16 protein-coding genes are annotated in these 25,957 nt (G+C 58.2%); 7 read left to right on the top strand and 9 right to left on the bottom strand.

Translation table 11 applies throughout. The annotated features are described in order from the left end of the window. The first annotated feature begins 30 nt into the window (after positions 1-30). Both DNK50_RS16985 and DNK50_RS16980 read left to right on the top strand, forming a co-directional pair. The gene (locus DNK50_RS16985; protein ID WP_112195302.1) at positions 31-525 is read left to right on the top strand and encodes a hypothetical protein; all 495 of its coding nucleotides are present in this window, start codon (positions 31-33) and stop codon (positions 523-525) included. Positions 526-645: 120 nt separating this feature from the next. Continuing rightward, on the top strand, positions 646-1,317 hold the full coding sequence (locus DNK50_RS16980) for a DUF3313 domain-containing protein (protein WP_099583016.1): 672 nt from the start codon (positions 646-648) through the stop codon (positions 1,315-1,317). On the opposite strand, the gene DNK50_RS16975 is transcribed toward DNK50_RS16980, so the two are convergent. The 5 genes from DNK50_RS16975 to DNK50_RS16955 all read right to left on the bottom strand — a co-directional run bounded on the left by DNK50_RS16975 (position 1,314) and on the right by DNK50_RS16955 (position 9,517). After that, entirely contained in the window at positions 1,314-2,285 is a 972-nt protein-coding gene (locus DNK50_RS16975; protein WP_112195300.1) for a DUF3829 domain-containing protein, read from the bottom strand. The genes DNK50_RS16980 and DNK50_RS16975 overlap by 4 nt on opposite strands. Continuing rightward, a complete protein-coding gene (locus DNK50_RS16970) occupies positions 2,282-3,832 on the bottom strand; it encodes a J domain-containing protein (protein WP_112195298.1) in 1,551 nt (516 codons plus the stop codon). The genes DNK50_RS16975 and DNK50_RS16970 overlap by 4 nt, the downstream gene beginning before the upstream one ends. A 63-nt stretch (positions 3,833-3,895) precedes the next feature. After that, positions 3,896-5,296 carry a DUF1254 domain-containing protein gene (locus tag DNK50_RS16965; protein WP_112195296.1) on the bottom strand — a complete coding sequence of 467 codons (1,401 nt, stop codon included), beginning with the start codon at positions 5,294-5,296 and terminating at the stop codon, positions 3,896-3,898. Between the two features lie 130 nt (positions 5,297-5,426). After that, positions 5,427-5,792: a response regulator gene (locus tag DNK50_RS16960; RefSeq protein ID WP_112195294.1), complete on the bottom strand. Its 366-nt coding sequence runs from the start codon at positions 5,790-5,792 to the stop codon at positions 5,427-5,429. Between the two features lie 188 nt (positions 5,793-5,980). Next, on the bottom strand, positions 5,981-9,517 hold the full coding sequence (locus DNK50_RS16955; protein ID WP_112195292.1) for a hypothetical protein: 3,537 nt from the start codon (positions 9,515-9,517) through the stop codon (positions 5,981-5,983). A gap of 248 nt (positions 9,518-9,765) precedes the next feature. Between DNK50_RS16955 and DNK50_RS16950 the strand changes: the two genes are divergently transcribed. The 5 genes from DNK50_RS16950 to DNK50_RS16930 all read left to right on the top strand — a co-directional run bounded on the left by DNK50_RS16950 (position 9,766) and on the right by DNK50_RS16930 (position 16,334). Next, positions 9,766-13,263, top strand: a complete 3,498-nt coding sequence (locus tag DNK50_RS16950) for a response regulator (RefSeq protein ID WP_112195290.1) — start codon at positions 9,766-9,768, stop codon at positions 13,261-13,263. Next, complete coding sequence (locus DNK50_RS16945) at positions 13,264-14,094, top strand: protein-glutamate O-methyltransferase CheR (RefSeq protein ID WP_224793894.1); 831 nt, start codon at positions 13,264-13,266, stop codon at positions 14,092-14,094. It abuts the gene before it with no gap. Next, on the top strand, positions 14,091-14,690 hold the full coding sequence (locus DNK50_RS16940) for a chemotaxis protein CheB (RefSeq protein ID WP_099583007.1): 600 nt from the start codon (positions 14,091-14,093) through the stop codon (positions 14,688-14,690). The genes DNK50_RS16945 and DNK50_RS16940 overlap by 4 nt, the downstream gene beginning before the upstream one ends. Continuing rightward, positions 14,684-15,877 carry a hybrid sensor histidine kinase/response regulator gene (locus DNK50_RS16935; protein ID WP_099583006.1) on the top strand — a complete coding sequence of 398 codons (1,194 nt, stop codon included), beginning with the start codon at positions 14,684-14,686 and terminating at the stop codon, positions 15,875-15,877. Before DNK50_RS16940 ends, DNK50_RS16935 begins: the two co-directional genes overlap by 7 nt. 79 nt (positions 15,878-15,956) lie before the next feature. Further along, entirely contained in the window at positions 15,957-16,334 is a 378-nt protein-coding gene (locus DNK50_RS16930) for a response regulator (protein WP_112195288.1), read from the top strand. 46 nt (positions 16,335-16,380) lie between these two features. Here the strand turns inward: DNK50_RS16930 and DNK50_RS16925 are convergent, their stop codons facing one another. From DNK50_RS16925 to DNK50_RS16910, 4 genes are all read right to left on the bottom strand, one after another. Continuing rightward, on the bottom strand, positions 16,381-21,168 hold the full coding sequence (locus DNK50_RS16925) for a hypothetical protein (protein WP_162633382.1): 4,788 nt from the start codon (positions 21,166-21,168) through the stop codon (positions 16,381-16,383). A 175-nt stretch (positions 21,169-21,343) separates the two neighbouring features. After that, positions 21,344-23,014: an ATP-binding protein gene (locus DNK50_RS16920; RefSeq protein WP_112195284.1), complete on the bottom strand. Its 1,671-nt coding sequence runs from the start codon at positions 23,012-23,014 to the stop codon at positions 21,344-21,346. Then, positions 23,014-24,513: an ATPase domain-containing protein gene (locus DNK50_RS16915; RefSeq protein WP_112196953.1), complete on the bottom strand. Its 1,500-nt coding sequence runs from the start codon at positions 24,511-24,513 to the stop codon at positions 23,014-23,016. The genes DNK50_RS16920 and DNK50_RS16915 overlap by 1 nt, the downstream gene beginning before the upstream one ends. Positions 24,514-24,634: 121 nt before the next feature. Next, complete coding sequence (locus DNK50_RS16910) at positions 24,635-25,693, bottom strand: tetratricopeptide repeat protein (protein ID WP_112195282.1); 1,059 nt, start codon at positions 25,691-25,693, stop codon at positions 24,635-24,637. Positions 25,694-25,957: the final 264 nt, after the last annotated feature.

The following is a 25,957-nucleotide window of genomic DNA, read 5'->3' as shown; positions in this document are numbered from 1 at the left end:
CGCAACCTGGCTCACCCAAGGAATCTGGCATTGGACGATGTACAGCAACTGGGCGAGATGCTTCGTCATTACGCCGACAGCGAAGCGCACAAGAAGCAGCAATTCGACGTGCAATCAGCCCGCTGGGCACAAAAACTCGGTGAGTTGTTCGAGCAGATCGAACAGTGGCTGGAGCCGGTGAAAACCGTCGGGCTGCTGGAGGTCCATCGTCAAGCCTATGTGGCCAGTGGGCCCAACGTGCCGGTGGAGACGTCCACCTTCAAAACCGAGAAGCTCATTGTGCAGATCACCGGCAAAACCGTGGAGTTCGTGCCGGATGTGATGGGCGCGGGCGGTTCGATTTCCGTAGCAGTGATGGGCTTGACCGCTGCCCGCCACGGCAGCGTTTCGCTGGTGCTGGCGGCCGATAAAAACGACTGGCTGTGGAAGAAAACCAATGGCCTGAAAGACCCGGATACCTTCGGTTTCGACGCCAACTTCCTGGCCTCGCAGTTGCAAAGCCTGATCCCTCGCGAGCGCAGCTGAGTCGTCTTGTCGCCACACCCGCTGGTCTGCCAAATGCCTGGGGCTAAATAAGGTGTATTCCCCAGGATTGGCTATACCTACAGCTCATTGTTTCGATGAAAACCGCCAGGGAGTTCGATGATGAAGCTAAGGCTAATGATCAGCACGCTATGCATTGCCACGATGGGGATGACGGGCTGCGCCAGTAAGGTGACGCAACCGGATGAGTATTCGGGCTTTCTGTCCGACTACAGCCACCTCAAGCAGGCCCAGTCACCGTCGGGCGCCGAGGTGATGCGCTGGGTCGATCCCAAGCTGGACCTGAGCCGCTACAACGCGGCTTACATCGAACCCACGCAGTTTTACCCCAAGCCCCACGGCACCGCGAAAATCCCCGACAGCACCCTCAACGGCATCAACGCCTACTACAACCAGGCGCTCAAGCGTGAGTTGGCCAAGTCACTGCCCCTGGCCAACGCGCCCGGCCCAGGTGTGATCGTAGTGCGCGCAGCAATCACCGCTGTCAGCAGCAAGACCGAAGGCCTGAAACCCTATGAGTTCATCCCGGTGGCCCTGGTGGCGGCGGCGGTGAGTACCGGCACCGGCATCCGTGACCAGGAAACCACCTTGGGCACCGAAGCGCAGTTTCTGGACGGCGCCAGTGGCAAGGTCATCGCCCAAGTGGTGCGCAAAGGTACCGGCAAGCCACTGGCAAACGATTCACAGGTGATGAAGGCCGATGACGTGAAAGGCGTGATCGACGGATGGGCGTCCGACCTGCATCAGTCCTACATGAAACTTAGAAAACCCTAAAACGCATTCCTGGCCAGCCGGTTGTAGTAGCTGAGCAGGGCGTCGTAGCGGCGGGTGACGAGGTAATAGTCGTCACTCAACTGCTGCGGCGCGGCGTGGTCCTGCCAGTGCTGGTGCAGGGTAACCAAGGCCTTGAGGTATTCATCGGCAGGCGCCTTGATGTTGTACCAGAGGTGAATCGCCTCATCGTCGAGCCTTCTGCTGGGCATGGCGTTCAGAAAGATTCGGCTGTCTTCGGCAGTCTGGCGCAGCGCTTCGGTCAAGTCGGCCACCTGCTGCGGGGTCAGGTTGGCGTCGCGCACGCCTTGCTCGATCTGGTTGACCGCCTGGCGCGCCGTGATCATGTAGTTGAGCAGATGCCACTGCATGTCCCGGCCAAAGCGCGCCTCCAGCAGCGCCAGTTGCGCGGGACGCACGCGTAGATCTTCATCCTCCAGCTGCTGGCGCAGAGAAGTGGACGCCGTCAGATAGGTTTCGACGACCTGGTCGTAGGCCAGCATCAATTGCTTGTGTTTGGCCTCTGCGACGATTTCCTGGGCCGTAGGCGCCAGACTGCGCGCCTGCACGCGAGCGCTCCCATCCGCCAGGGCCGTGAGGTCGTACAGCGATTGCGCGTAGGCGCCGGCGGCCGCGAGCAAATCGCTGGCGGGTGCCTGGCGTTCCAGTTTCACCGTGTACTGCTGCGAACACACCGACCGCTGGATAAGGTACGGCGCAGGCTCGTTGCGGTCGCCATAGTTGTCGAGGGTCGGCTTGTCGGGCTCGGGGTAATAAGTTAGGCGCGTATCCCGGTCGACGCGGTTCACGCAATCAATGATCGGCGCCAGGGCACTCGCCCTGGCGGTGTGGGGACTGTCGCGCTGGTCCAGCCACAGTTGCACCTTTTGCAAAGGCCTGCTGGCACCGGCCACGCCGAGCAGGCCCAGGCCCAATGCCAGACTGATGGGTAACAACCATTTTGGATTCATGGCTTGGCCTCCTGACCGTACCACTGCGCCTGTGTGGCGGGCGCCTGGCACTCAACCACGCTGCGCGGCATGCGGCTGCACAGGCGTTCGGTCCACTGTTGCAGGCCTTGGTTGCGGGTGACCCGATGCTGGTTGTCGAGCACCTTCAAGCCAGCGTAGAGCGCGACCGCAGTGACGAGGCAAAGCGCCGTGCCGAGGACGGCCCAGCGCGGATGGCGGGCGGTCCACGGTGTGTGGTGATTCATGAAAGGCCGCTTGATCAGCCCCACCAGCGCCAGCGCGACCACCAGGGTCAAGCTGGCGAACGGGCTGAACACATAACCCAACGCCGCCGCCAGAACGAGGCCGGGGACCAGGTCGCGTATCGGCAACAGCGGCAAGTGGGTCGGGCTGAGCCAGCGGGGCAAGCGTTGGCTCAGTTGTTCATCCAGCACGCGGTATTGATGAGCCAACGGACGCCAGGCCTGCCAGGCGATGCCCGCACCGGCCACGGCACCGATCGACCATAGGATCCCCTGGCCCACGGTCGGTACCACGTTGCCGGCCAGGGCGTCGGCCTTTACCAGCACGCCCACCAGGCAACTGAGCACCAGCGCCACGAGCCACGGCCAGGTGTCCATCGCCGACTCCCAGCCCTGCCAGAAATACACCGTGCCACCGGGCATGCCTTCGGCAACGCTGACGTGATCGGCATAAATATCGGCGCTCAGGGTCTTGCAGGCCTTCCAGTCGTCTTCGTCGAAGCGTTGGGCGAAGGCACGGCGCTGGCCCAGGCTCATCGGTGCCAGCAGTAAACGTGCGGCGCGCTGTTGCGGGCTGTGGGGCGGTTCTGCGGCCAACGCACGTTGGCGCGCCATAAAGGCTGGCCCTTGCTGGCGCTTCAACAACAGCGCCCAGTCGCCGGCCGGGCAGCCATGGTCTGCGCCGCCGTGCCAGTTTTGTCCGGCGCACACTGCGTCGAACACCGTGCTCGACCAGTAAGGATGGTTGGCAAGCAGCCTGGCCAACCATTCGTTGAACCACTCGGCGTGGGGATGATTGTTGACCCAGGCATGCGCGCCGGGTGTAGCGGCGTAGGCGGCCAGGAACGCAGCGTCGTCTTGCTGGCCGAGGGCTTGGTGCAAGGGTTGCTGCAACCGGGTCCGGTGCTGGAACTCCAGGGTGCTGATCAATTCGCTGGGCAATTCCAACCGCTGCCAGGCGCTCAGCCAGTTGAAGGTCTCGAAGGCCCATCGCGTGTCTTCGGCATTGAGGTCGCCGTCGATACAGCGCTGCAACAGGTGGACTTCGAGCAACAGCGCGGTGCCATCGGCCATGGCCGCTTGGTAATGCTGGGCGAGGCTGAGGTCGGAGGTCTCGATAAGCACGTCATCCGCGACCTGCTCGCCTGGGTTCCACGCCAGTGCCGCCTCGTAGGCTTCACGCAGACGCTGATAGCCCTCAGGGTCATCGTCCGGGCGGGTCTTTTTCAACAAGGTGGCGTATTGACGCTTGATCGTGCGGCTATCGGCACCTGGCGTCAGGCCGAGGACATTCCAGCAAGTCATGTGCGGTGCAACTCCCTAAACAATCGCGCCCGGTCTGACCCTGTTGCGACCGGGCGCGTGGTGTTACTTGAGCGGTGTCAGTGGCGGCAGCTTCCATTGACCGCTACCCACCTCAGGCTTGGGCAGGTAAATCCGCAGGACAGCGAAAAACGGGCCGGGCGGCGCCGGCAACCAGTTGCTCTGTTCGGCTTTCGGTGGCTCATGGTGCTGCAACGCCAGGGTCACGCCGCCGTCGGCGTCGCGCTTGAGGTCACCCAGCATGCGCGAGTTGATCAGGTAGCGTTTCTTGTGATTGGGCACCAGCAGCTTGGTCTTGGCGTCGTACAGGGTCAGGGACCAGAACGCATCGGCCGGAGGCAACTGGTCCTTGGCAAAATGCACGGTGTAACTGTGACGCGCACCGTTGGCCGGCTTGCCCTCGCTGTCGACGAAATAACTGAGGTACGCGGCCTCGTCGCTGGAGTTGCCGAAGATGCCCATGTCCGCACCGGCGTAGCGGTACAGGTAGTTGTTTTGCAGGTGGTCGCGGCTGCCGAACAGCTCACCGCTGGGCACTTGGTGGGTGTCGAGCTTGTCCTTCTTGAACGTTGCAAACTCGGCGCGGGCATCGCTGATGCCATCTTCCAGGGCCTTGCGCTGCTCGGTCGTCAACTGGTTGAACTTGAAGGGCGCACCGGGGGCGATGCCGATTGTGGCAAAGCGCGCCAGCAGGTCTTTTTCACTGTCCTGGGGTGCGGCGAAGGCCAACATGAAGTTCAGGTAGCGAAACAGTTGCGGGCCTTCGGCCATGGTCGCGGTGGGCTTGGGCCACTCGACCTTCGGCGCCTTGGCCGGCGCGGCTTGTTTCACGTAGCTGCTCAGCGTCTGCACTTTGTAGCCGTTCTGGATCTGCTTGACCTTGTTCAGGTCTTTTTCATCGAACAACTGCGTGCGATACAGGGCATAGGCGATGTTGCTTTCGCTGTACACCACGCGGTCCACGTCGACCGGTTGCTGACCTTTCCAGTCCGGGCCGGCAATCATGTAGTGGCCGCCATTGTTGCCGGTGCTGCGGGTGCCCAGGTAGGCGATGTTCTGCGTATAGAGGTCGATCAACTGCACCGAGTAGTAACGGTTATCTTCGATCTTCGGCAACGTGAGCACCAACGGCTCGCTGCGCAGGTCCATCCATACAAAGGAATAGGGCGTGTCGGCGTTCGGGGTCAAGATCGCCGTGTCCTTGGGCGTAAACACCTGGGCGGTGTTGCCGATCCGGTTGAACGGTGCCTTGAAGTTGGCGCCGCCTTTATCAACGGCCTGGGTGTAGAGCGTCTTGTACATCTGCACCACCGGGTAGCCATACAGGTAGGCTTCCTTGGCGATGGCCCGCGCTTCGCTCGGGGTCGCGGTGAAATCGGCCCAGGCGCCGGTACTCATGAGTATCGAGAGGCTCGCCAACAGCAGGCGCGTCGGTTTTCCAATCATGTTGTTGCGTCCTTACAGGGGGCTTTGAGTGACGGGGAGTGAAGGCTGCGAGTTTCCGGTTTTATTTCCTGAACGTCACGTTAATCCCTGCAAAAATGACGCAGGTCACGTTATACCGCTGGCGACGGAATCAGGCGTCGGGCAGCATTGATTTGACTTTGTCGCGCAGTTGGTCGATCGAGAACGGTTTGGCAATCACTTGCATACCTGCGGGCACGTCAATGTTTTCTGCGTAGCCGCTGGCAAACAGGATCGGCAGCGAGGGTCGCAGCTCACGGACTTTCGTTGCCAGTTGCTTGCCGTCCATGTCCGGCAGGCCAACGTCGGTCATCATCAGGTCAATCACCTTGTCGCCGTCTTGAACCGTGTTGAGCGCCTCTTCGGCATCGGCCGCTTCAAGCACCGTGAACTCCAGCTCCTCAAGTACATCGACGATCAGCATGCGCACGATGGCATCGTCTTCGACGACAAGGATTGTGGAGGCTGTAGCGGACATAATCAAAATTCCCGAGAAATGGACAGGCAGGTCTTTGGCGGTTGAAAGACCATTCTCTAATGAGTCGCGTCAATCTCGGCAAGTTCCGTTGGCCGAGGCATTGTGACGGGAATGGAGAAAAATGTCCCGTTACGCATAACTTGGAAAATAGGCCAAGGGCGGTGCCTCCAAACGCCCTTGGCCTGCCGTCAGGCGGGCAACGGCTCGGATACCAATACTGAAACAGCAAAACTGTCAACTCTGTCCGTGACGATGTCATTGGGGTGGAACGGACTCACGTGAAACTCACGCAGGCCTTGCTGGGTAATTCTCGGGTTTAACGTTTGGGCGACTGACCCGCTGTTCAGCACCTTCTCCAGGCCCGCCTGCATGGACTGCAGGTTGTCAAACTTGACCAGCCCGCCATTGGGCTCGAAGAAAAACCACTCTTTTTTACCCGCGTTGATTCTGACCCCTGCCAGCAGGGCGTGATCGCGCGTGCTGATTCTCAAATATTTTGAGCTATTGGCTCGGCTCAATTCGTCGATAATACGGGGGGGGCTCATTAGCGAGGGGGCGGTGCCGATATGGAACGTGTCCTTCTGGTTTACCGACGCCTGCAGGGTCTTTAAATGCTGATTGAATGTATTGTGCTGCGCGGTGGGCAATGGCGTAGTGGAGGCCCTGCGCATGTTTTCGAGGAATACTGTCTCGTCTCCCCTGTGAAGGGCGAGCGCCATCGCATTCACCATCCCCGCACAGTCGCCCTTTGACGTCAAATCAACACGGGCGAGGTAAGAAGATTGGGAAAAACGGTCTATGGAGACGCCAGGCCCAGCGACGTCGTTCGCCAGAAGGGATGTGAAGTAGGTGCCGTGCTCGATTCTTTTCTCTTTGATCACTCTGCTCAGCACCCCCATTTCTTTCGGGGTCCGCTCAGGTTTCGCCGCCAGTGCGACCAATTTCTCAAATTCGTTTTCGCCAGCGTAATCCGACAACTCATCAAGTGATCCCGTTTGGTAACCCTGATTGAATTCCACAAGCTTGTTGGGGGTTCGTGCCTTAACGATATTCGTGTGTACGCTCTCAAGGTTGGCGTCCACGACATTGTCGAACAGGCCGCCACGCAGGGGCGTGAAATCTTCAAGGGGCGAGCCGTAGGGGGTGTTTCGGATGGGATCGAAGCTGTACCAGTTATCGTTTTTCAAGACGGCAACGCCTTCGGTACTGTTCCCTGCGACTTTAAACGAACCTACCAACGTTGGACCGTATTCCTTGCTGGCGGCTTTTAACAGGTCATAGCTTCCCGATGCGCCGCGTACCTTGTTGATCAGCCATTGACCCGAGTTGCCGACCAGTCTGGCGCCTTGTGTGGCCAGTTTGACCGAGCCTGTCGCTAGGCCCTTGGCGCCGCTCAAAGGGTTGAGCGCGCTGATGACTCCGCCACCGATGATTTTTGCTGTCTTGAGTGCTTTGACGGCGGCAGAAGCGCTGGTTGAAGCAACCTTGGCGACCTTTGCGCCGGTGGCGGCTCCAGCCGTCAGAAGGCCGAGGGCATCGAGCCCGAGGTCCATAAGCCCTGCCTCATAGTCACCGTCGCGAAAATTGACTATGGCCGATCTCAAGGGGATCAGATTGAGAAAAAACTGCCTGACCTGCTCTTTGCGCTCTTTTTGTTCATCTAAGGTAGTGGTTCCGCTGGCCTGCCTCCATTTAGCTTGACTGTCGATATCCAGATGCTCGGAGAAAGCATCGGCGAGGAACTGTGTGCGGGACGAGGTAAAGCTTGAGGGGACAAGCGAGCTGCCTGCAGGTTTCTTTTCCATGCCTTCGGCATCATGGTTTTTAGGCGTGAACGGTTCAATCTTTGTCTCGATATTGGCGTTAACCCACCCCCCTCGCGTGATAAGTGACTCACTGGGTTGCTTGACGATGCGCTTATTTCTGATGTCGATCTTATACACGCAAACCTCAGGCTTTCCGTCCACCTCCCGTTCAGTTCTGACCAGGAGTTCGTTCAAGTTGGACTGGAACGTAGGAGGGTTTATAAACCCCATGCCAATTTTGTATTGCTTGAACTGATAGAAATCGATTTTGCCGAATTCGAGATTTTTTCGATCCTCCAGCGGGAGTTCGCAAACCAGATGTTTAACGTGGGTATCGATCCCTTTTTTCAGCGATTCGACTGCCTGTTCGTACTGTTTTAAAAACACGCCGTTTACATTGAGCCTTGGCTGTTGGTTAATCGCATCGATGGGAATTCGATCATCGTCGCTCTTCCAATTGACGCTCATCCCCATCATGGCCATATCCAGCATCGAGTGCTTCCCATCCAATTGAAGCGCCTCATTCTGGGTGACGGTTGAAAGGCATTTCACTTCAAACGGCACATCACTGCCAAAATGTTCCTTGAGCTTTTCCAGGGCAATGGCTTTTTTACTTGGAATCTGGGCATCAAGACTCTGAGACGCGGCGATTTTCGCGTTCATTTGCTGGTTGAACGCGATGCGGATGCGATCCACTTCCTCCGGGCCATAGAGCGCATCATCTTTCTTCACCACAATGCCGTTGGCCACGCCCCAGTCCAACATTATTGCCTTTGTGGCGTTTTCCGGGGCGCCATTCAACGCCTGTGCAGCACTCATGACCTGACCGTAACTCATCTGAGCAACCGTGCCGGGCGCATGGGCCTCGACTTTAGCCGCTGCAATGCAAAAAACGGCCCAGGCTTGACTGCCTACTACCACGCTGGCGGGGATCTCCTTGACCAGAAATTGAGGCGCCGTCCGCGTCAGCAGTATGTGCGTTGCCAGTTTGGCCGTGACGTCTGTGGCACGGCCACGACTGACCAGATGACGACTCAGGCTGCTGACCACATCCGACGGCGGCATGCCCCAATGCTTTTCCTGTGCCAAATCAAATTTGGCGAGTGTATTCCTGACAGGTTGCTGGACGGTTTCGCGATCCAGGCTGATTTGAAGAGCCGCCAACAGGTAGTCGCTGCGGCTGGTATGCGTGTCGATACCACCGAGTAAGCTTTGCAGATACAGCCCCAATGCCTGGGCTTTGGGCGAACTGAGCAGGATGTCGAGCGCCTTGGCTGGTTCTTGCAGTTGTGTATCCGACAGGCTGCTGGCTTTGATCAGCACCCCCAGCGTCCCTTTGGACAGCTCCAGCCGTACCGAGTCTGGGTCTGCTAGCCGATGACTGCGCAAAATGCTGGCTTCGACGATACTCCTGATTTTGATTTGTTGTTCTCGGGACAGGGGCAGAGGCCAGTCTAACGCGCCTCCCAATGCGCCCATCGGCGACTCCAGTGCTCGCGCTTGTGCCGCGTCCATCAGGTGAATCACATCGGATCGGGTTTGAGGGATTGGCAAACCATGATGGTTGATAAAGTCTTCCAGGCTGACGGACACGCTATCCGGCATGCCGGCGGCGCGTGGATCAATGGCGGTATGGGCGTTTTTCAAGTGTGCCAGCACCGCTTGGGGTGTCGCGTTTTCGCTCAGGTTTTGAGCGGCATTCATGAGCTGCTGTGCCAGATTTTTCCAGTTTTTAGCATTCCCCTGCATCCGGGCTTCTGGTGCGTAGGGTGTGCCGTTATCCGTACCACCCAGCGGCGCCGCGGCGCTGCGCTGACTGTCTGCCGGCTTGGCAGTGCCGACACTTTCTACCTGGACGGGCTTTGCAGGATTGGCATGACGGATGGTTTGCGTGGGATCTGGGTTCAGTGCGCCAAGCATAGAGATTACCTTTGATAATTAAGGGCGACTGCTGTCCTTGAGGTACCTCCTTGAACCCAAGGCATTCGTGAATTGAGTGCCGGGGCCAAACCGAAACGTTCCGGGTGAACCTGATCCGAATATGTCGAGAATCTTATTCAGGGCATAGTTCTGTGGGCTGAGACAGGGAAGACTGATCAGAAACGTAGCCGTCTGACGCGATTTTGGGGCAAACTCCCGGTTTTTCCGTACTTGGCCAAGGCATGCCCATGACTCCCGCGTCGTCAGTCGATGAAAAGAGCTTTCGTACCCTCCTGAGCCGAAACGTGGCATTACCGCTGGGTGTGGGTGTGCTCAGCGCCGTGTTTTTTGTGTGCCTGATCACTTATTTGCTGACGGTGATCAAGTGGGTGGAGCACACCGATCGGGTGATCAATAACCTTAACGAGTCTTCCAAGCTCACCGTTGACCTGGAAACCGGCATGCGCGGGTTCCTGATCACCGGTGACGAGCATTTCCTCGACCCGTACGAAGTGGCCAAGCCGCGCATCATTGCCGACCTGCGTAACTTGCAGGAGTTGGTGGCGGATAACCCGCAGCAGGTCGACCGCCTCAAGCGCTTGGAGGCCATGCAGGGTGAGTGGAACAAGTACGCCCAGTCGATGATTGATATGCAGCGCCAGAGCGGCGATTACCGCAGCGCTGTGAAGGCTGGCCGAGGCAAGCGCCTGACCGATGAGATCCGCAAGGAATACGAAGACGCGGTGGCGATGGAGCAACAGTTCCGTCTTTCCCGCAATGAGGACGTCACACGTACCACGATAATCAGTGTCACCCTGTACCTGACGTTCGTACTCGGCTTGAGTGGTTTTCTGGCGTATATCGGCAGGAAAAATCTGCTTTCTCTGTCAGAGAGCTACGCCACAACCCTCGCGTCACAACAGAAGATTGCACGCCGCCTCGAACAGCAGGCCTGGCTGCGCAACGGGCAGACTGAACTGGCCGAACAAGTGCTGGGCCAACTGACCCTGAACATGCTCGGGCGCAATATCCTGCAGTTTTTTGCCCAATACATGGGCTCGGCCGTTGCGGCGCTGTATGTGCGCGAGGAACACGGCGGCCTGAAACGGGTGGCCACTTATGGCTTCTCCCGCGAGCAGGAGCAACTGGAGCAATCAATCTACAGCGACGAAGGTATCGTTGGGCAGGCCGCGCAACTGGAGCGTCTGATCCGCCTGGATGATGTGCCGGTGGATTACTTCAAAGTCAGCTCCGGCCTCGGCGAAGGCCCTACACGCAGCGTGCTGGTGATGCCGACCAGCGATGACGACCGCGTCAACGGCGTGATCGAACTCGGCTTCCTGCGCCCGCTGGATGACCGCGACATTGAATTGCTGGAGCTGATCGCCGGCAACATCGGCACCTCCATCGAGGCCGCGCGTTATCGCCAGCGCCTGCAAGAAGTACTGGCCGAGACCCAGCAGCTCAACGAAGAGCTGCAAGTGCAGCAGGAAGAACTCAAGACCGCCAACGAAGAGCTGGAGGAGCAGTCACGCATCCTCAAGGAATCCCAGGCCCACCTGGAGACCCAGCAGGCAGAGCTGGAACAGACCAACGAACAATTGGCCGAGCAGACCCAGACCCTGGCCGACCAGCGCGACGCGATGGACCGCAAGAACATCGAACTCAATCAGGCCCAGGTGGAACTGGAAGATCGCGCCGAAGAGTTGCAGCGTTCCAGCAAGTACAAATCCGAATTCCTCGCCAACATGTCCCACGAGCTGCGCACGCCGCTCAACAGCTCGTTGATCCTGGCCAAGTTGCTGGCGGAAAACCCCCAGGACAACCTCAGTGCCGAACAGGTCAAGTTTGCCGAGTCGATCTATTCGGCCGGCAATGACCTGCTCAACCTGATCAACGACATCCTGGATATTTCCAAGGTCGAAGCCGGCAAGCTGGAAGTGCGCCCGGAAAACTCCAGCGTGGCGCGTCTGGTCGACGGTCTGCGCGGGATGTTCGAACCCCTGGCTGCGGACCGCAAACTGGGCTTCCAGGTGGAGGTCCAGGCCGACGCGCCGGCGATGCTGTTTACCGACCGCCAGCGCCTGGAGCAGATCCTCAAGAACCTGCTGTCCAACGCGGTCAAGTTCACCGAGCAGGGTCAGGTCAGCCTGTCGGTGTCCCGCGCATCGGAGGAGGGCATTGCCTTTACCGTGCGCGATTCCGGGATCGGTATTGCGCCGGACCAGCAGGAAAGCATCTTCGAAGCCTTCCGCCAGGCCGACGGCACCACCAACCGCCGTTACGGCGGCACCGGCCTGGGCCTGTCGATTTCCCGCGACCTGGCAACCTTGCTAGGTGGCTACATCAGCGTGACCAGCGAACCGGGCAAGGGCAGCGTGTTCACCCTGATATTGCCCGAGCAGTACCTGGAGCGTGCCGACGACGCGCCGCCGATCGAGCAACCGCGCCACGCCGTGGTAGTGCCTGCCCCGACACCGATCAAGGTGTCGCCGCTACCGGTCGCCGAGGCTGACTTGATCCCGCGCTTTGCCGATGACCGCGACAAGGCACCGTTCACCACCCGCTGCATCCTGGTGGTGGAAGACGAGCCCAACTTCGCCCGGATCCTGTTCGACCTGGCCCACGAACTGGGCTACCACTGCCTGGTTGCCCACGGGGCAGATGAAGGCTACAGCCTGGCCGAGGAGTACATTCCCGACGCGATACTGCTGGACATGCGCCTGCCGGACCATTCCGGGCTGACCGTGCTGCAACGCCTCAAGGAGCACGCCAGTACCCGTCATATCCCGGTGCATGTGATCTCCGTGGAAGACCGCGTCGAAGCCGCCATGCATATGGGCGCCATCGGCTATGCGGTAAAACCCACCACCCGCGAAGAGCTCAAGGACGTGTTTGCACGTCTGGAAGCCAAGCTGACCCAGAAGGTCAAGCGCGTCCTCCTGGTAGAGGACGACGACCTGCAACGCGACAGCATTGCCCGCCTGATCGGCGACGATGACATCGAGATCACCGATGTCGGCTTTGCCCAGGCCGCGTTGGACCTGCTGCGCACCAACGTCTACGACTGCATGATCATCGACCTCAAGCTGCCGGACATGCTCGGCAATGAGCTGCTCAAGCGCATGGCCACCGAGGACATCTGCTCGTTCCCGCCGGTAATCGTCTACACCGGGCGTAACCTCACCCGCGATGAAGAGGCCGAGCTGCGCAAGTACTCGCGCTCGATCATCATCAAGGGCGCACGCTCGCCGGAGCGCCTGCTGGACGAAGTCACACTCTTTCTGCACAAAGTCGAATCCCAGCTGTCCCATGACCGTCAGAAGATGCTCAAGACCGCCCGCAGCCGCGACAAGGTGTTCGAGGGGCGCAAAATCCTGTTGGTGGACGACGATGTGCGCAACATTTTCGCCCTCACCAGTGCGCTTGAGCACAAAGGCGCTGTGGTGGTGATCGGGCGTAACGGCCGCGAAGCCATCGACAAACTCAATGAAGTCGACGATATCGACCTGGTGCTGATGGACGTGATGATGCCGGAGATGGACGGATACGAGGCCACCGCCTTGATCCGCCAGGACCCGCGCTGGAAGAAGCTGCCGATCATCGCGGTGACGGCCAAGGCCATGAAGGACGATCAGGAGCGTTGCCTCGCGGCGGGCTCCAACGATTACCTGGCCAAGCCGATCGATCTGGACCGTCTGTTCTCACTGATTCGCGTATGGCTACCGAAGATGGAACGCATTTAAGTGGAGCACGTTTTTTTGGACAAGAGCAGCGACATCGAGCTGCGCCTGCTGATTGAGGCGATCTACCTCAAGTACAGCTATGACTTTCGCGACTACTCCGGTGCGTCGGTCAAACGCCGCGTGGCGCACGCGCTGCGCCAGTTCGACTGCGCAACCATCTCGGCCTTGCAGGAGCGTGTGCTGCACGATCCGGCGGCGTTCATGCAACTGCTGCAGTTCCTGACGATTCCGGTGAGCGAGATGTTTCGCGACCCGTCGCACTTTCTGGCCATCCGCCAGGAAGTGGTGCCGCTGCTCAAGACGTATCCGTCGATCAAGATCTGGATCGCCGGTTGCAGCACGGGGGAGGAGGTCTACTCCATGGCGATCCTGCTGCGCGAAGAGGGCCTGCTGGAACGCACGATCATCTACGCCACAGACATCAACCCGGCCTCGCTCGATAAAGCCAAGCAAGGCATCTTCTCCCTGGAGAACGTGCGCGCCTACACCGCCAATTATCAGCAGGCCGGTGGGCAACGTTCATTTGCCGACTACTACACGGCGGCTTACGATTACGCCATCTTCGACAAGACGCTACGCGAGAACGTGACCTTTGCCGATCACAGCTTGGCGACCGATAGTGTATTCTCAGAAACTCAATTAATTTCGTGCCGTAACGTACTGATTTATTTCAATAAAAAGCTGCAGGACAGGGCGTTTGGATTGTTTCACGAGTCGCTGTGCCATCGCGGCTTTCTGGTGCTGGGCAGCAAGGAAACCCTGGATTTTTCGGCCTACAGCAAGCAATTCGAACCCTTGGTCAAGCAGGAACGGATCTACCGCAAATCATGAACGAAGCGCCAGCCAGCCCGATTCGCGGGATTGAAGCCATTGTCGTCGGCGCGTCTGCCGGCGGTGTGGAGGCATTGCTGAGTATTTTTGGCGAGCTGCCTGAGGGCTTTGGCTTGCCCATCATTGCGGTGCTGCACCTGCCGGATGAGCGTCGCAGCCAGTTGGCCGAAGTGTTTGCCCGACGCCTGCGTATCCCGGTGCATGAGGCGCGTGACAAAGAGCAGATCAAGGCAGGCGCTCTCTATTTCGCTGGCCCTGGTTATCACCTCTCGGTGGAGCTTGATTACAGCCTGTCCCTGAGCCAGGAGGACCGCGTGCATCATTCCCGACCCGCCATCGATTACCTGTTCGCGTCGGCCGCCGATGCCTACGGCAAAAATCTGCTGGCGATTCTGCTGACCGGCGCCAACCAGGACGGCGCGCGTGGTCTGGCCCACGTCAAGCGCTCCGGTGGCATCACCGTCGTGCAAGACCCGGCCGAGGCGCGCATCTCCGTAATGCCCCGTGCGGCGCTGGCCCTGCATACCCCCGACCATATTCTTACGCTGAGCCAAATCGGCTCGTTACTGGCTTCGCTGGAATCTTCCCCATGTTAAGTACTGTCCAGGCCAAACTGCTGATCGTTGACGATCTGCCGGAGAACCTGCTGGCCCTCGAAGCGCTGATCAAGCGTGAGGATCGCCAGGTCTTCAAGGCATTGAGCGCCGATGAAGCCTTGTCCCTGTTGCTGGAGCACGAATTCGCCATGGCGATTCTCGACGTGCAGATGCCCGGCATGAACGGTTTCGAACTGGCCGAGCTTATGCGCGGCACCGAAAAAACCAAGAACATCCCGATTGTGTTCGTCAGCGCTGCTGGCCGCGAACTCAACTACGCCTTCAAGGGCTACGAAAGCGGCGCCGTGGATTTCCTGCACAAACCGTTGGATATCCACGCGGTGAAGAGCAAGGTCAATGTGTTTGTCGACCTCTATCGCCAGAGCAAGGCCATGAAGCAACAGGTCGAAGCCCTGGAGCGCAGCCGCCGCGAGCAGGAGTTGCTGCTGAACCGCCTGCAGGCCACCCAAGCCGAGCTGGAGCAGGCCGTGCGCATGCGTGACGACTTCATGTCAATCGTCGCTCACGAAGTGCGTACGCCCCTCAACGGGCTGATCCTGGAAACCCAACTGCGCAAGATGCACCTGGCCCGGGACAACGCCGCCGCCTTCACCCTGGACAAGATGCACGCGATGGTCGACCGCGATGAGCGACAGATCAAAAGCCTGATTCGCTTGATCGAAGACATGCTCGACGTGTCGCGTATCCGTACCGGCAAGTTATCGATACGCCCGGCGCGGTTTGACCTCGCACAACTGGTCAGCAACCTGGTGGAAAACTTTGCGCCGCAAGTGGCGGCCGCCGATTCGTCGATGCAATTGGTTGCAGACGAGCCCGTCGAAGGCAGCTGGGACGAGTTCCGCATCGAACAGGTGGTCACCAACCTGCTGACCAACGCCCTGCGCTACGGGGCCAAGAGCCCGGTTGAAGTGCGGGTCTACAGTGAGCACGGCGAAGCACGGGTCGAGGTGCGTGATCACGGTATCGGCATCAGCGAAGAGAACCAGAAGCGTATCTTCCAGCAGTTCGAGCGCGTGTCCGCCAGCCAGGTAGCAGCGGGTCTTGGCCTTGGACTGTTTATTTCCGAGCAGATCGTTGCCGCCCATGGTGGCACCATCGAGGTCGAAAGCCAGATAGGCGAGGGCGCGCTGTTTCGGGTGTGCCTGCCCCTCGATACGTCGGCGTGAAATCAATCGTCACTTCGACGCAACCTTCTGCGTGACCCTATGGTCGTACATGCAGCAACTGACCGGACAAAGGCTTCCCATGAGTGAAGATGCACAAGATGTCGTACTGATTGTCGAAGACGACGAATCCATTATGTTTGTGCTGGGCGAATACCTGGCAGGCCTCGGTTATCGGGTGTTGAAGGCGATCAACGGCAAGGAAGCGTTTGAGATTCTGGCGACCAAACCGCACCTGGACCTGATGGTCACCGACTATCGGCTGCCGGGTGGAATATCCGGTGTGCAGATTGCGGAACCTGCGATCCAGTTGCGGCCGGAATTGAAGGTCATCTTTATCAGCGGTTACCCTCAGGAAATCCTCGATTGCAACAGTCCGATCACGCGCAATGCACCGATCCTGGCCAAGCCGTTTGATCTGGATACGCTGCAGGAACATATCCAACGCCTGCTGGCTTGAAACGAAAGGGCCGGCGCAGAGATATCTCTGGCCGGCAAGACCACCTTCAGTCGATCAAATTAAATACCTCACGCTTCTCGCCTGCAGTAAATTGCTTCACCGGATGGTTGCCCTCAATCAGCTTGAATGTCCCGTCAGGGTGCACATCAATGCCACTGGCAGTAGTGATGGAGATCGAGTCCGGATGCCGGGTCGCAAGGTCCCGCAGCAACGTTTGGCCCTTGTGCTCCTGACGGAGTACCGATGAGAGTCCATAGGCGCTCCTGGTGTTGTCGCCGCCAACGAGGATGAGTTTGGCGCCGCCGTCTCCAAACGCAGTTTGTGCGTCTTTCAATGCGTTGGCTTGCAGATCGTTCAGCGCGCTGCCGCGCAGGTGCATCAGGGTCCGTTTCTGGTAGATGCCTTCCTTGAGATCCGAAAGGATCACGATCGCCGAACAGTCACTGATACCGCGGGTGTTGAGCACCGTGCTGGTGTCTCGAACCGTTGCCGAATCGAACTCGGGGACGAACATGGATTCGGGTTTGCTGGCTGTCGGTGCCGCGACGGGGGCCGCAGGCTGAACGTTAGGGCGCGGCTTGGGTGTGGGAAATAGAGAGTCTGCGTACAAGTCGGTCACCGACTGCTTGTTGACGCTTGCTTTGGTAGCCCATGAAGGGTCTTGCACCGACACCTTGAATTCGAGTTTGTTCGGGTTGGTGCTATGGGTGGCGTATTGAACCGGCAGTTTTTTATCGGTGAATATTTTGGTCAAACCACGCTTCATCGTATCGGCATCTGGGAAGGGCACCAGACCGTAGTTGGCATCAAACAGAAAAAATTCTTTCTTGGCGCCAGTGACCCGTACGCCGGCCGTAATTGCGTGATCGGGTGTGCTTAGCATCAGGAATTTGGTTTTGGTCGCGTCGGTCAACTCTGGAACAATATCCAAATAAGAGATTATTCGAGGATTTGCCGTTCCGTGAAACAAGGTCTGACTCGTGACTTGCTTTTGGGTATCGTTCAATGCATCCACAAATTTGCGTGATGCCGGCGTCGCCGGATTGGCAGCTGCCTCGAACAGGTTTCCGATCAGCTTCATTTCCTTGCCATCCTTGATGGCTTCAGCCATGGCATGTGAAAGCGCTGCGCACTGGCCTTGGCTAAGGGGACTGACCTGGCTGAGGTACACCACCTGCGGACAGGGAATCAGCGTCGCGCCGACGGAACTGACGTTTTCGGAAAACCGGCTGGCGCTGTTCAAGCCATGTTGGACAGCCAGCCGTTCGCTCTGTCGAGCAAGTGTGCCCAGCTCTTGTGGCGTCAGCGTGGTTTTGTTGATAGCCAGCGATATGACCTGATCGGACATCATTTTCGACGAATAGCCCGCAATATCGGAAGGGCTGCCGGTGTTGTACCCGTTTTCAAAAGCCGCCTTGTCCGGCCCACTTTTTGTATCCTCAAGCAACTGCTGCCATTTTCTCTTGTTGGCTATGGATTCCGCTGACTGCGGAGCAGACAGGGTCTTCCATTTCCCCAACCCACGGGGATTGGCGCTGACGGCAGGGAGAAAATCATTCAGAGGCGCTCCATAGGGTTGCCGTGCAATGGAGTCATAGCGATACCATTTTCCGTTTTGCGTAACGGCGGCCGATTCCAAGATTTTCCCATTTGACTTGAAGGTGCCTGACGAGGCCTCACCAAAACGCGCGCTGGCTGATGTAAGGTCATAACTGGCTGCGGCCCCCCTGAGCCGTCTTACGCCTTTGGTCACTTTGTTGATGCCTGTACCCGCCAGCTTCGCCCCGCCTTTGACCAGGTCGCCAATGCCATCCAAAGGGTTGAGCATGCTCACGGCTGCCCGCCCTACAATTTTAACCAGGGACAGGGCCCTGGCAGCGATTGCTCCATTCTTTGCAACTTTTGCTGCAACGGAGGCGCCCGCGGTTACGAACCCTAGAATATCCAGGGTTAGGTCACCTATACCGGATGCAAAGTCGCCTTTTGAAAAACTCACAATTGCTGAGCGCAAAGGGATTAAATTCAGCAGGAACTCGCGGTATAGGACATATTCTGGAACTTCGCTCTCGAATGTCGTAGCACCTTTTGAGTAAGCCCTGAGTTTCTCTGAAACACCGGAATACACGTTATCCGTTACAACCTTGGCGATGGCGCGAGTGCGTGCGCAATTATAGGTGTCATGAGCGTTTTGACCGCGAGAAGGGGGGAAGTTAGCTACTTTTGTCGTATATCTAAGATTGCTTGACAGCCTGCAATAGTGGGCCACCTCAATAGGGTCTGCGTCGTCGCCTAAAACAACATCTTTTCTTTGGGAATGCCCCACTAAAAAATTATTTTCCAGATCGTTTCGCCTCTCTATATAGCCTTTCTGCGGATTTATTTCATAGAACCTCACCTCTGATCCGATTTTGCAGCGTGCGACCAACGGTTTGTTGTTGACTGGCTGGCGTCGAGACAAATACCTGCCGCCCGGGTTCGGGTCGTAGATGAGTTCCTCACGGTAAAAGTCAATTTCTCCTCGATCAATAAACTTTAAGTCATCTGCCGGAAGGCGGGAAATAAGGTATTTTACGGTTGTTCTAGTGCCGGCCTTTAAGTTCTCGATGTGCGACTCTATTTTATTTGAATATTCTGTCGAGACGTCAGCAAAACCAGCAGACTTGGAGAAGATTTCCGTGAACTTCAGGGCGCGCACACTTGAGAACCATTCGTTCTTATAGGTCTGTTGCACCACCCTCCCGCGCCTCACAGAGGGTGCGTTGAATATTCGCTTTGAAATATGTAAATCCAATAGCGAGTACGGCCCCGGAAAATCTTTATGGGGGATGGCGAGTTCTATGAATTTGGTATTGATGAAATCATAAAAATCAGCCTTATCTCCATGCTCCCTGCGATATTGCTCCGTGCTTGCCCCGGGAATTCCAAGCTTGCCCATAAGTGCCTCAAAATAGGGCCGATTCTCGCTAAAACCAAGCGCCTCAAAGAGCTGCTCTGCTCCGACGTCCTTGCGCATAGGCAGGGGGGATTGTTTGGCCTCCAGCGCCTGAAGGAGCTCCTTCATTTGTTTCTGAAACGCCTCCAGCACCAACGTCCTTTGACCCGCGCTGTAATCATCTGAAGGGCTTAACGTGATGAGGCTATTGGCAACCCCCCAGTCCATGAGTGCCTTAAACTTAGTCGTCTGCTCTATCTGTCGTTGCTCAGTGGTAAGGGGGACAACATCGCCCCGACGCAAGATATCCGCGTAGCTCATCATAGAAGTGGCGCCAGGCGTTTCAGCCTCTATGCGCCCCACGGCAGTGCTTAACGTCAGCCACGCCTGTGAGCCGTACGTTACGCTATCGGGAATGTCCTTGATCAAAAACTCCGGCGCCCGCTTTGACAGAAGCAGGTACGCAGCGACCGGGGCCATTTCGCGCGTGACTCTCGAATGGCCGGTGCCACTGGTTGCCCCAAGCAAATGGTCCGCAAGTCGTTTAACGATAGCGGAGGCCGTAAGGCCCGAGTTGCCTGGTTGGGCTAGCTCAAACCCCGACACTGACGTTCTTGAGGGTACAAGTTTTACTTCAAAGGCTGCATGGATAGCAGCCAACAGGTAATCGTTGGCACTGGTAGGCGTCGATGCTCCCCAACAGGTTATCTGTAACCCTTCGCCCAGTTCTTTCGCTTTAGAGGAACCGAGTATCTGCCCAATGATGAATCGTGGATTACGCAATTGACTGGGCTCCCAGCGTTGATTGCCGCTCAAATAACCCAACAGCCCACCGGGCCCTGGCTTTACGCGGCCTAGCACAACGATGTAGGGATTGCGCGCTGCATCACTGTCTAGAGGCGTCGGCCAGCTCAAGGCACCGCCAAAATCGCCGTGCGAGGGTGAACTTGGCTTAGGAGTCGACAGCGCGATCAACAGGTGTTCCAGCTCTTCAGCAGTGCTGGGTAATTGCCAGTTCTGATCGCTGATGTAGTGTTTAAGGCTCACAGTCCTCGCTGAGCTCGTTGATTCGACCTGACCATGCTCCGATGCTGAATGTCTGCTGAAAGTTGTCGTTTCCAGAAAGTCGCCCAGTGCTTGCGAGCCGTCTTTCGGGAATGTGTTCAAGAGCCGAGTCACTTCCTGTTTATTATTCAGGTCGGCGAGTTGATTCAGGTTTAACTTAAGTTCGGCGTCAGAACGTGAGCCACGTTGACTGAAGCCGCTGAAGGCAGTGCCGTCCTCCAAGTTGGCCGCCTGCGTCCGAACTCTGTCTTTAAGGGTGTTGGTCGCGTCCTGTTGAGGCACCGTGATGCCATAAAATTTCGCGATATCGCTCAAAGACGCGGATTTTGGATTGTAGGTGGTGTCGGACGTGGGACTTAAGGCTTCAGCGACCTTCAGGAGAAGCGGGAAGGCTTGAAAGTTGGCAAAAGGGAAGTGAACCGCCTTCCCTGAGACCATGGCGACAATGCATTTATCTTCTGGAGAAATGGTTATCTTGTTCGAGAGGTCGACTTTGTTTTTTGCGGCCCACTGGATGACATCAGGAGTATTTAATATTTTTCCTATTAAAGAACGCCACTTGCCGAATGCTGAATGTTCCGGGATATCGCGAATCACCTCGTTAAAGGGTTCAATGCCGGACTCACTATTCGCATAGCGCAATAAAACTGCACGATAAAGCTGGGCCAGCCGTTTGTCAGCCTCTTCAGTGCTGTTAGTGCTCGCCCAATTAAAGGCATGTGTCGAGCCGTCACCGTCCGTGCTCGCCATTACATTGCGTCTGGAAATGGTTTCACCCGTATGCTTCGGGCGCAGTGTGGGCAAGGACGTGCTTTGAATAATCGGCAGGGTTGTCATGAAAACTCTCGACGAATGTAAGTGAGTCGTCTGATTAGATAGACGGCAACTTGTTCTGTGGCGAGAGATGTAGTTAAGGTCCCTGTGCGTATTTTTGAAGTGTTACAAAGCATTAGAAGAGCCACTAACAAGTTACCCTGCATAACTTGCGCCCCCCCCATTATGTTGGGAGGGGTTATGCTCGAATCATCTCCCTGACCTTCGCCGTCAATAGATCGAACGTGAACGGCTTGGTGATCAACTGCATGCCAGGGTCCAGGAACCCGCCGCGTACCGCCGCATGTTCAGCATACCCCGTGATGAACAACACCTTGAGATCCGGTCGAAGCTGCCGGCCGATTTCGGCCATCTGCCGGCCATTCATACCCGGCAGGCCGACGTCACTGATCAGAAGATCGATGCGTTGGTCCGACTCAATGATCGGTAATGCCGTATTGGCATCCCCGGCCTCAACAAAGCCATAACCCAACTCCTTGAGTACTGCGCAGACCAGCACGCGTACGGCGGGGTCGTCTTCGACGATCAGCACGGTCTCCCCCGAATTGGCCAATGGCAGCAGCGCAGGGTTGAGCGGGGCCGCCAGCACGGTTTCACCCAGAAAACGCGGCAGGAACAAGCTGACGGTCGTCCCCAGGCCCACTTCGCTGTGCAGGGTCACGTGGCCGCGGGACTGACGGGCGAACCCGTAGATCATCGACAAACCAAGGCCCGTGCCCTGGCCGATCGGCTTGGTGGTAAAGAACGGGTCGAATACACGGCCAATCACGCTTTCGGGAATGCCGCAGCCGTTGTCGCTGATGCTCAACTCAACGTAGTCGCCTGGGGGCAGGGTGCCAAAGGCGGCGGTAAACACGCTGTCCAGGTGTCGGTTGGTGGTTTCCACCACCAATTTGCCGCCGTTGGGCATGGCATCGCGGGCGTTGAGTACCAGGTTGAGCAGGGCGCTTTCCAGTTGATTGGGGTCGGCTTCGGCCGTCCACAGCTGGTCCGTGAGGTGCATCTCAAGGGTGATGCTTTCATTGATGCTGCGTTGCAGCAGTTCGCCCATTGAGCTGACCAGCTCGTTGATATTGACCGGCTTGGAATCCAGCGACTGGCGGCGGGAAAACGCCAGCAACCGGTGGGTCAACCCGGCTGCGCGGTTGGCCGAGGTGACGCCCAGGTCGATCAGGCTGTCGAGGTCGTCCAATTTGCCACGGGACACGCGCCTTCGCAGCAGCTCCAGGCTGCCGATGATCCCGGTGAGCATATTGTTGAAGTCATGGGCGATGCCGCCGGTCAATTGGCCGACGGCTTCCATTTTCTGTGATTGGCGCAGGGCCTCTTCGTTGTGACGCAGTTGGGCTGTGCGCTCCTCGACTTGCTGTTCGAGGGTTTCCAGGGTGCGTTGCAGGCGCAGCTCGCTTTTGCTCAAGTCGATCAGGCGGTCACGCGCCTCATACTGCCGGCGACGGCCGCGCAGGGCAGTGCTGACCAGGCTGATTAGCGTCACGGGGTGGAAGGGCCGCTCCAGAAAGGTGACATTGCCGAGCAAGCCGCTGAACTGGGAGGAGCCATTCTGCTCGCTGCTGCCATGGTGGGTCATCAGCACGATGGGCATGTCCGACCAGGCCGGCTGCTGGTGCAAGTACTCCAGCAGGGGCTCAAGGTCGACACCGCGCAATGCTTCAGCGGCGATGATCAGCAGGCCTGCACCCTGTTCCAGCGCGTCGCACAGCATTGGCAGGTGGGTCGCGACGATGCCGGTGTAACCGGCCTCGTTGAGCATCATCAGCGCCAGCGAGCTATCGCGTCCTACGGGCGCCAGGATAATCGCGCGCTCGGAGACGCCAGGTAGAGTGGGCACTATCCCTCATCCTTGAGCAGAGGGGAGCCGGCACCCATGTAGGTCGGGATGCCGCGCAGTACGCCCTGGAAGTTGTCCAGAGGCTCGCCAACGGTAAGGCCACGGCTGCCGATGCGGTATTCACGAATGGTCGATTCGTGGGCGCCGGTACGTTTCTTGATGATCGAAATTGCGCGGCGGACTTTGCCCAGGGCTTCGAAGTAACGCAGCAGAATGACCGTGTCGGCCAAGTAGGTGATGTCGACCGGCGCTTGCATATCGCCGACCAGCCCGTGTTGGGCGACGGTCATGAAGGTGGCCGCGCCTCTACGGTTGAGGTACAGCAGCAGTTCGTGCATGTGCAGGATCAGCGCGTTTTCCTCCGGCATTGCTGCCTGGTACCCGTTGATGCTGTCGATCACCACGGTTTTGATGCCCGCTTCATCGACGGCGCGGCGCACCCGGTGGGAGAACTCGCCGGGGGACAGCTCGGCAGCGTCCACTTGTTCGATCATCAGGTTTCCGGTGGCCTGCAGCGCTTCGAGGTCGATGCCCATGTTTTTCATGCGCTCGAACAGCAGCCCCAGCTCTTCGTCGAAAATAAACAGCGCAGCCTTCTCGCCCCGTGACACGGCGGCGGCGGCGAAGATCATCGAGATCAGCGATTTACCAGTACCGGCTGGGCCGAGGATCAGGCTGCTGGAGCCGGTTTCGATGCCACCACCCAACAATGAGTCCATCTCGCTGATGCCACTGGTGAGCGTCTGGCGGTTGTAGCCACCGCGGTGTTCGGCCGCCACCAGGCGAGGGAACACGTGCACGCCGTCCTGCATGATGGTGAAGTCGTGGAAACCGCCGCGATACTTCTGACCACGGTATTTCACTACCCGCACTCGGCGGCGTTCGGCGCCGTAGTTTGGCGTCAATTCTTCCAGGCGGATCACGCCGTGGGCCACGCTGTGCACGGTTTTATCCAGGGATTCGGTGGTCAGGTCGTCCAGTAGCAATACGGTGGCGTCGTAACGTACGAAGTAGTGCTTGATCGCGAGGATCTGCCGGCGGTAACGCAAAGAGCTCTGCGCCAGCAGGCGGATCTCGGAGAGGCTGTCGACGACCACACGGGTGGGCTTGACCCGTTCCACCACCTCGAAAATCTGCCGAGTGGCTTCGCCCAGTTCAAGGTCAGAGGAATACAGCAGGCTCTGCTGGTGCTCTGCATTGAGCAGGCTTTCCGGTGGGGTCAGCTCGAAGATATGGATGTTGTCGTCCAAGTCCCAGCCGTGGGACTTGGCGCCCTGGCGCAGTTCGTGCTCCGTCTCCGACAAGGTGATGTACAAGGATCGCTCGCCGTTTTTCGCCCCGGCCTGGAGGAAATGCAGCGCCACGGTAGTTTTACCAGTGCCGGGTTCGCCTTCCAGCAGGAACAAGTGGCTGCGCGATAGACCTCCGGAAAGAATGTCATCAAGACCTTCGATGCCGATGGCCGCCTTTTCACTGAACAGCTCTTTGGATGTAGACAAGAAGTGCCCTCGGGTCACGTACAAGTAGAAGGGCATGTCCGTTGCGACACGCCATGTTTACTTGACCGTGGCACTTTGCAACCGTTCCACATTTGCTTCAATTTGTAAGCGCAGGACGGCTCTACAGACCTTGTTGCAACGCTGGATCGTCCGGGTTTTGTTGCTCAAGCTGAGCCAACAGCACCTGGACATTCTGCAACTGCCCGCTCTCTTTCCAGTAGTTGACCAGCAACACTCGCGCCTTGCGATTGGAAGGGTGACGCTGGACGATTTCCTCCAATTGGCGTTGCGCTGCTTCCAGTTCCTGCTGGTCGTGCAGGGTGGTGGCCAGATCGTAGCGGTAATCCTGATTGTCCGGCTCCAGTTCCACTGCCTTGGACAGGCCGAGCAGCGCATAAGGCCGCTCGCCGTGGTGCAGCAGCCACATGCCGAGGGCGTGTTGCAGGTAGGCGGATTCGGGGTGCGCCGCCAACTGTCGGGCCAGTAATTGGCGGGATTCGTCAGTCTTGCCTTGTTTATCCAGCAGCTCGATCTGCGCAACCACTGCTTGCAGGTTGTCCGGCTGCAAACGCATCGCCTGCTCCAGGGCATGTTGCGCCTCAGGCAGCAGGGCGCTGTGGATGTACAGGCGTGCCAGCTGAATCCAGCCCTCGGCGGTTTCGGGCTGGGTCTTGAGGTGCTTTACAAATTCATCCAGTACCTGTTGCAACGGCCCGAAGTACAGGCCAAGGGTGTCCGGCGACAGGCCGAGCAAGGCATTGGCGGCGGCAAAGCGCACGCTTTGTTCGGGGTCATCCAGCGCCGGGCCGAGCAACAGGGTGCGCTGGCCTGTGGGAACCAGGCCGACAATGCTGTGGATCGCCGCTTCGCGGACCCCGGGCGAGTGATTGCCCAGGTCCTTATCCGCCAGCTTCAGGGCCTGGGGGCTCGGGTAGTTGTGCAGTTCGGCATGCAGCGCAGCGCGGCGCTCATCAGTCAGGTCCGGGCGGCCCAATTGCTGATACAGCACGCGGGCGGCGCCCGGTTCGCCGTTACGCGCCTGCTTCAGGGCCTTGGAATAACCATGGGCAATGGCAGGCGCCACCGCCACTGGGGCGGAGCGCGAGAAATACCAAGTGATCAGCACAATGAACAACAGGGCGCACAGGCCGACGATGGCGTAACGGCGTGACTTTGACATGCAGGCGTCCGAAAGCTTGAGCAGCTATTACAAAGGCCGTCAGCTTCGGTCAGACCAGGGCAGGTGTCAAACCGGCTTCAGGTCAGTTGGGTGGCGCAGGCCATCAAGTTAGAAGCTGGCGGGGAGGGCGTCCAATCGCTTGGGCCAACGGGCTGAATGGTGCGGTCTATGATCAATGCACTCTTGGCCAAACCAGTCAGCCATGTTGAAGGCTTTGACCATTGCCGCTGTGCAGCGCGCAAGGGACTATTTGGTCAATACGCT

Source organism: Pseudomonas sp. LG1E9, from assembly GCF_003290225.1.
Taxonomy (GTDB): Bacteria; Pseudomonadota; Gammaproteobacteria; order Pseudomonadales; family Pseudomonadaceae; genus Aquipseudomonas; species Aquipseudomonas cyclaminis.
This window is presented reverse-complemented; position numbering and strand designations above follow the sequence as displayed.

Excerpts from the sequence above, each read along its gene's own strand:
- DNK50_RS16925 (WP_162633382.1), bottom strand. The coding sequence starts at position 21,168 with ATGACAACCCTGCCGATTATTCAAAGCACGTCCTTGCCCACACTGCGC.
- DNK50_RS16950 (WP_112195290.1), top strand. The coding sequence starts at position 9,766 with ATGACTCCCGCGTCGTCAGTCGATGAAAAGAGCTTTCGTACCCTCCTG.
- DNK50_RS16910 (WP_112195282.1), bottom strand. The coding sequence starts at position 25,693 with ATGTCAAAGTCACGCCGTTACGCCATCGTCGGCCTGTGCGCCCTGTTG.
- DNK50_RS16935 (WP_099583006.1), top strand. The coding sequence starts at position 14,684 with ATGTTAAGTACTGTCCAGGCCAAACTGCTGATCGTTGACGATCTGCCG.
- DNK50_RS16930 (WP_112195288.1), top strand. The coding sequence starts at position 15,957 with ATGAGTGAAGATGCACAAGATGTCGTACTGATTGTCGAAGACGACGAA.
- DNK50_RS16970 (WP_112195298.1), bottom strand. The coding sequence starts at position 3,832 with ATGACTTGCTGGAATGTCCTCGGCCTGACGCCAGGTGCCGATAGCCGC.
- DNK50_RS16980 (WP_099583016.1), top strand. The coding sequence starts at position 646 with ATGAAGCTAAGGCTAATGATCAGCACGCTATGCATTGCCACGATGGGG.
- DNK50_RS16940 (WP_099583007.1), top strand. The coding sequence starts at position 14,091 with ATGAACGAAGCGCCAGCCAGCCCGATTCGCGGGATTGAAGCCATTGTC.
- DNK50_RS16965 (WP_112195296.1), bottom strand. The coding sequence starts at position 5,296 with ATGATTGGAAAACCGACGCGCCTGCTGTTGGCGAGCCTCTCGATACTC.
- DNK50_RS16960 (WP_112195294.1), bottom strand. The coding sequence starts at position 5,792 with ATGTCCGCTACAGCCTCCACAATCCTTGTCGTCGAAGACGATGCCATC.
- DNK50_RS16975 (WP_112195300.1), bottom strand. The coding sequence starts at position 2,285 with ATGAATCCAAAATGGTTGTTACCCATCAGTCTGGCATTGGGCCTGGGC.
- DNK50_RS16955 (WP_112195292.1), bottom strand. The coding sequence starts at position 9,517 with ATGCTTGGCGCACTGAACCCAGATCCCACGCAAACCATCCGTCATGCC.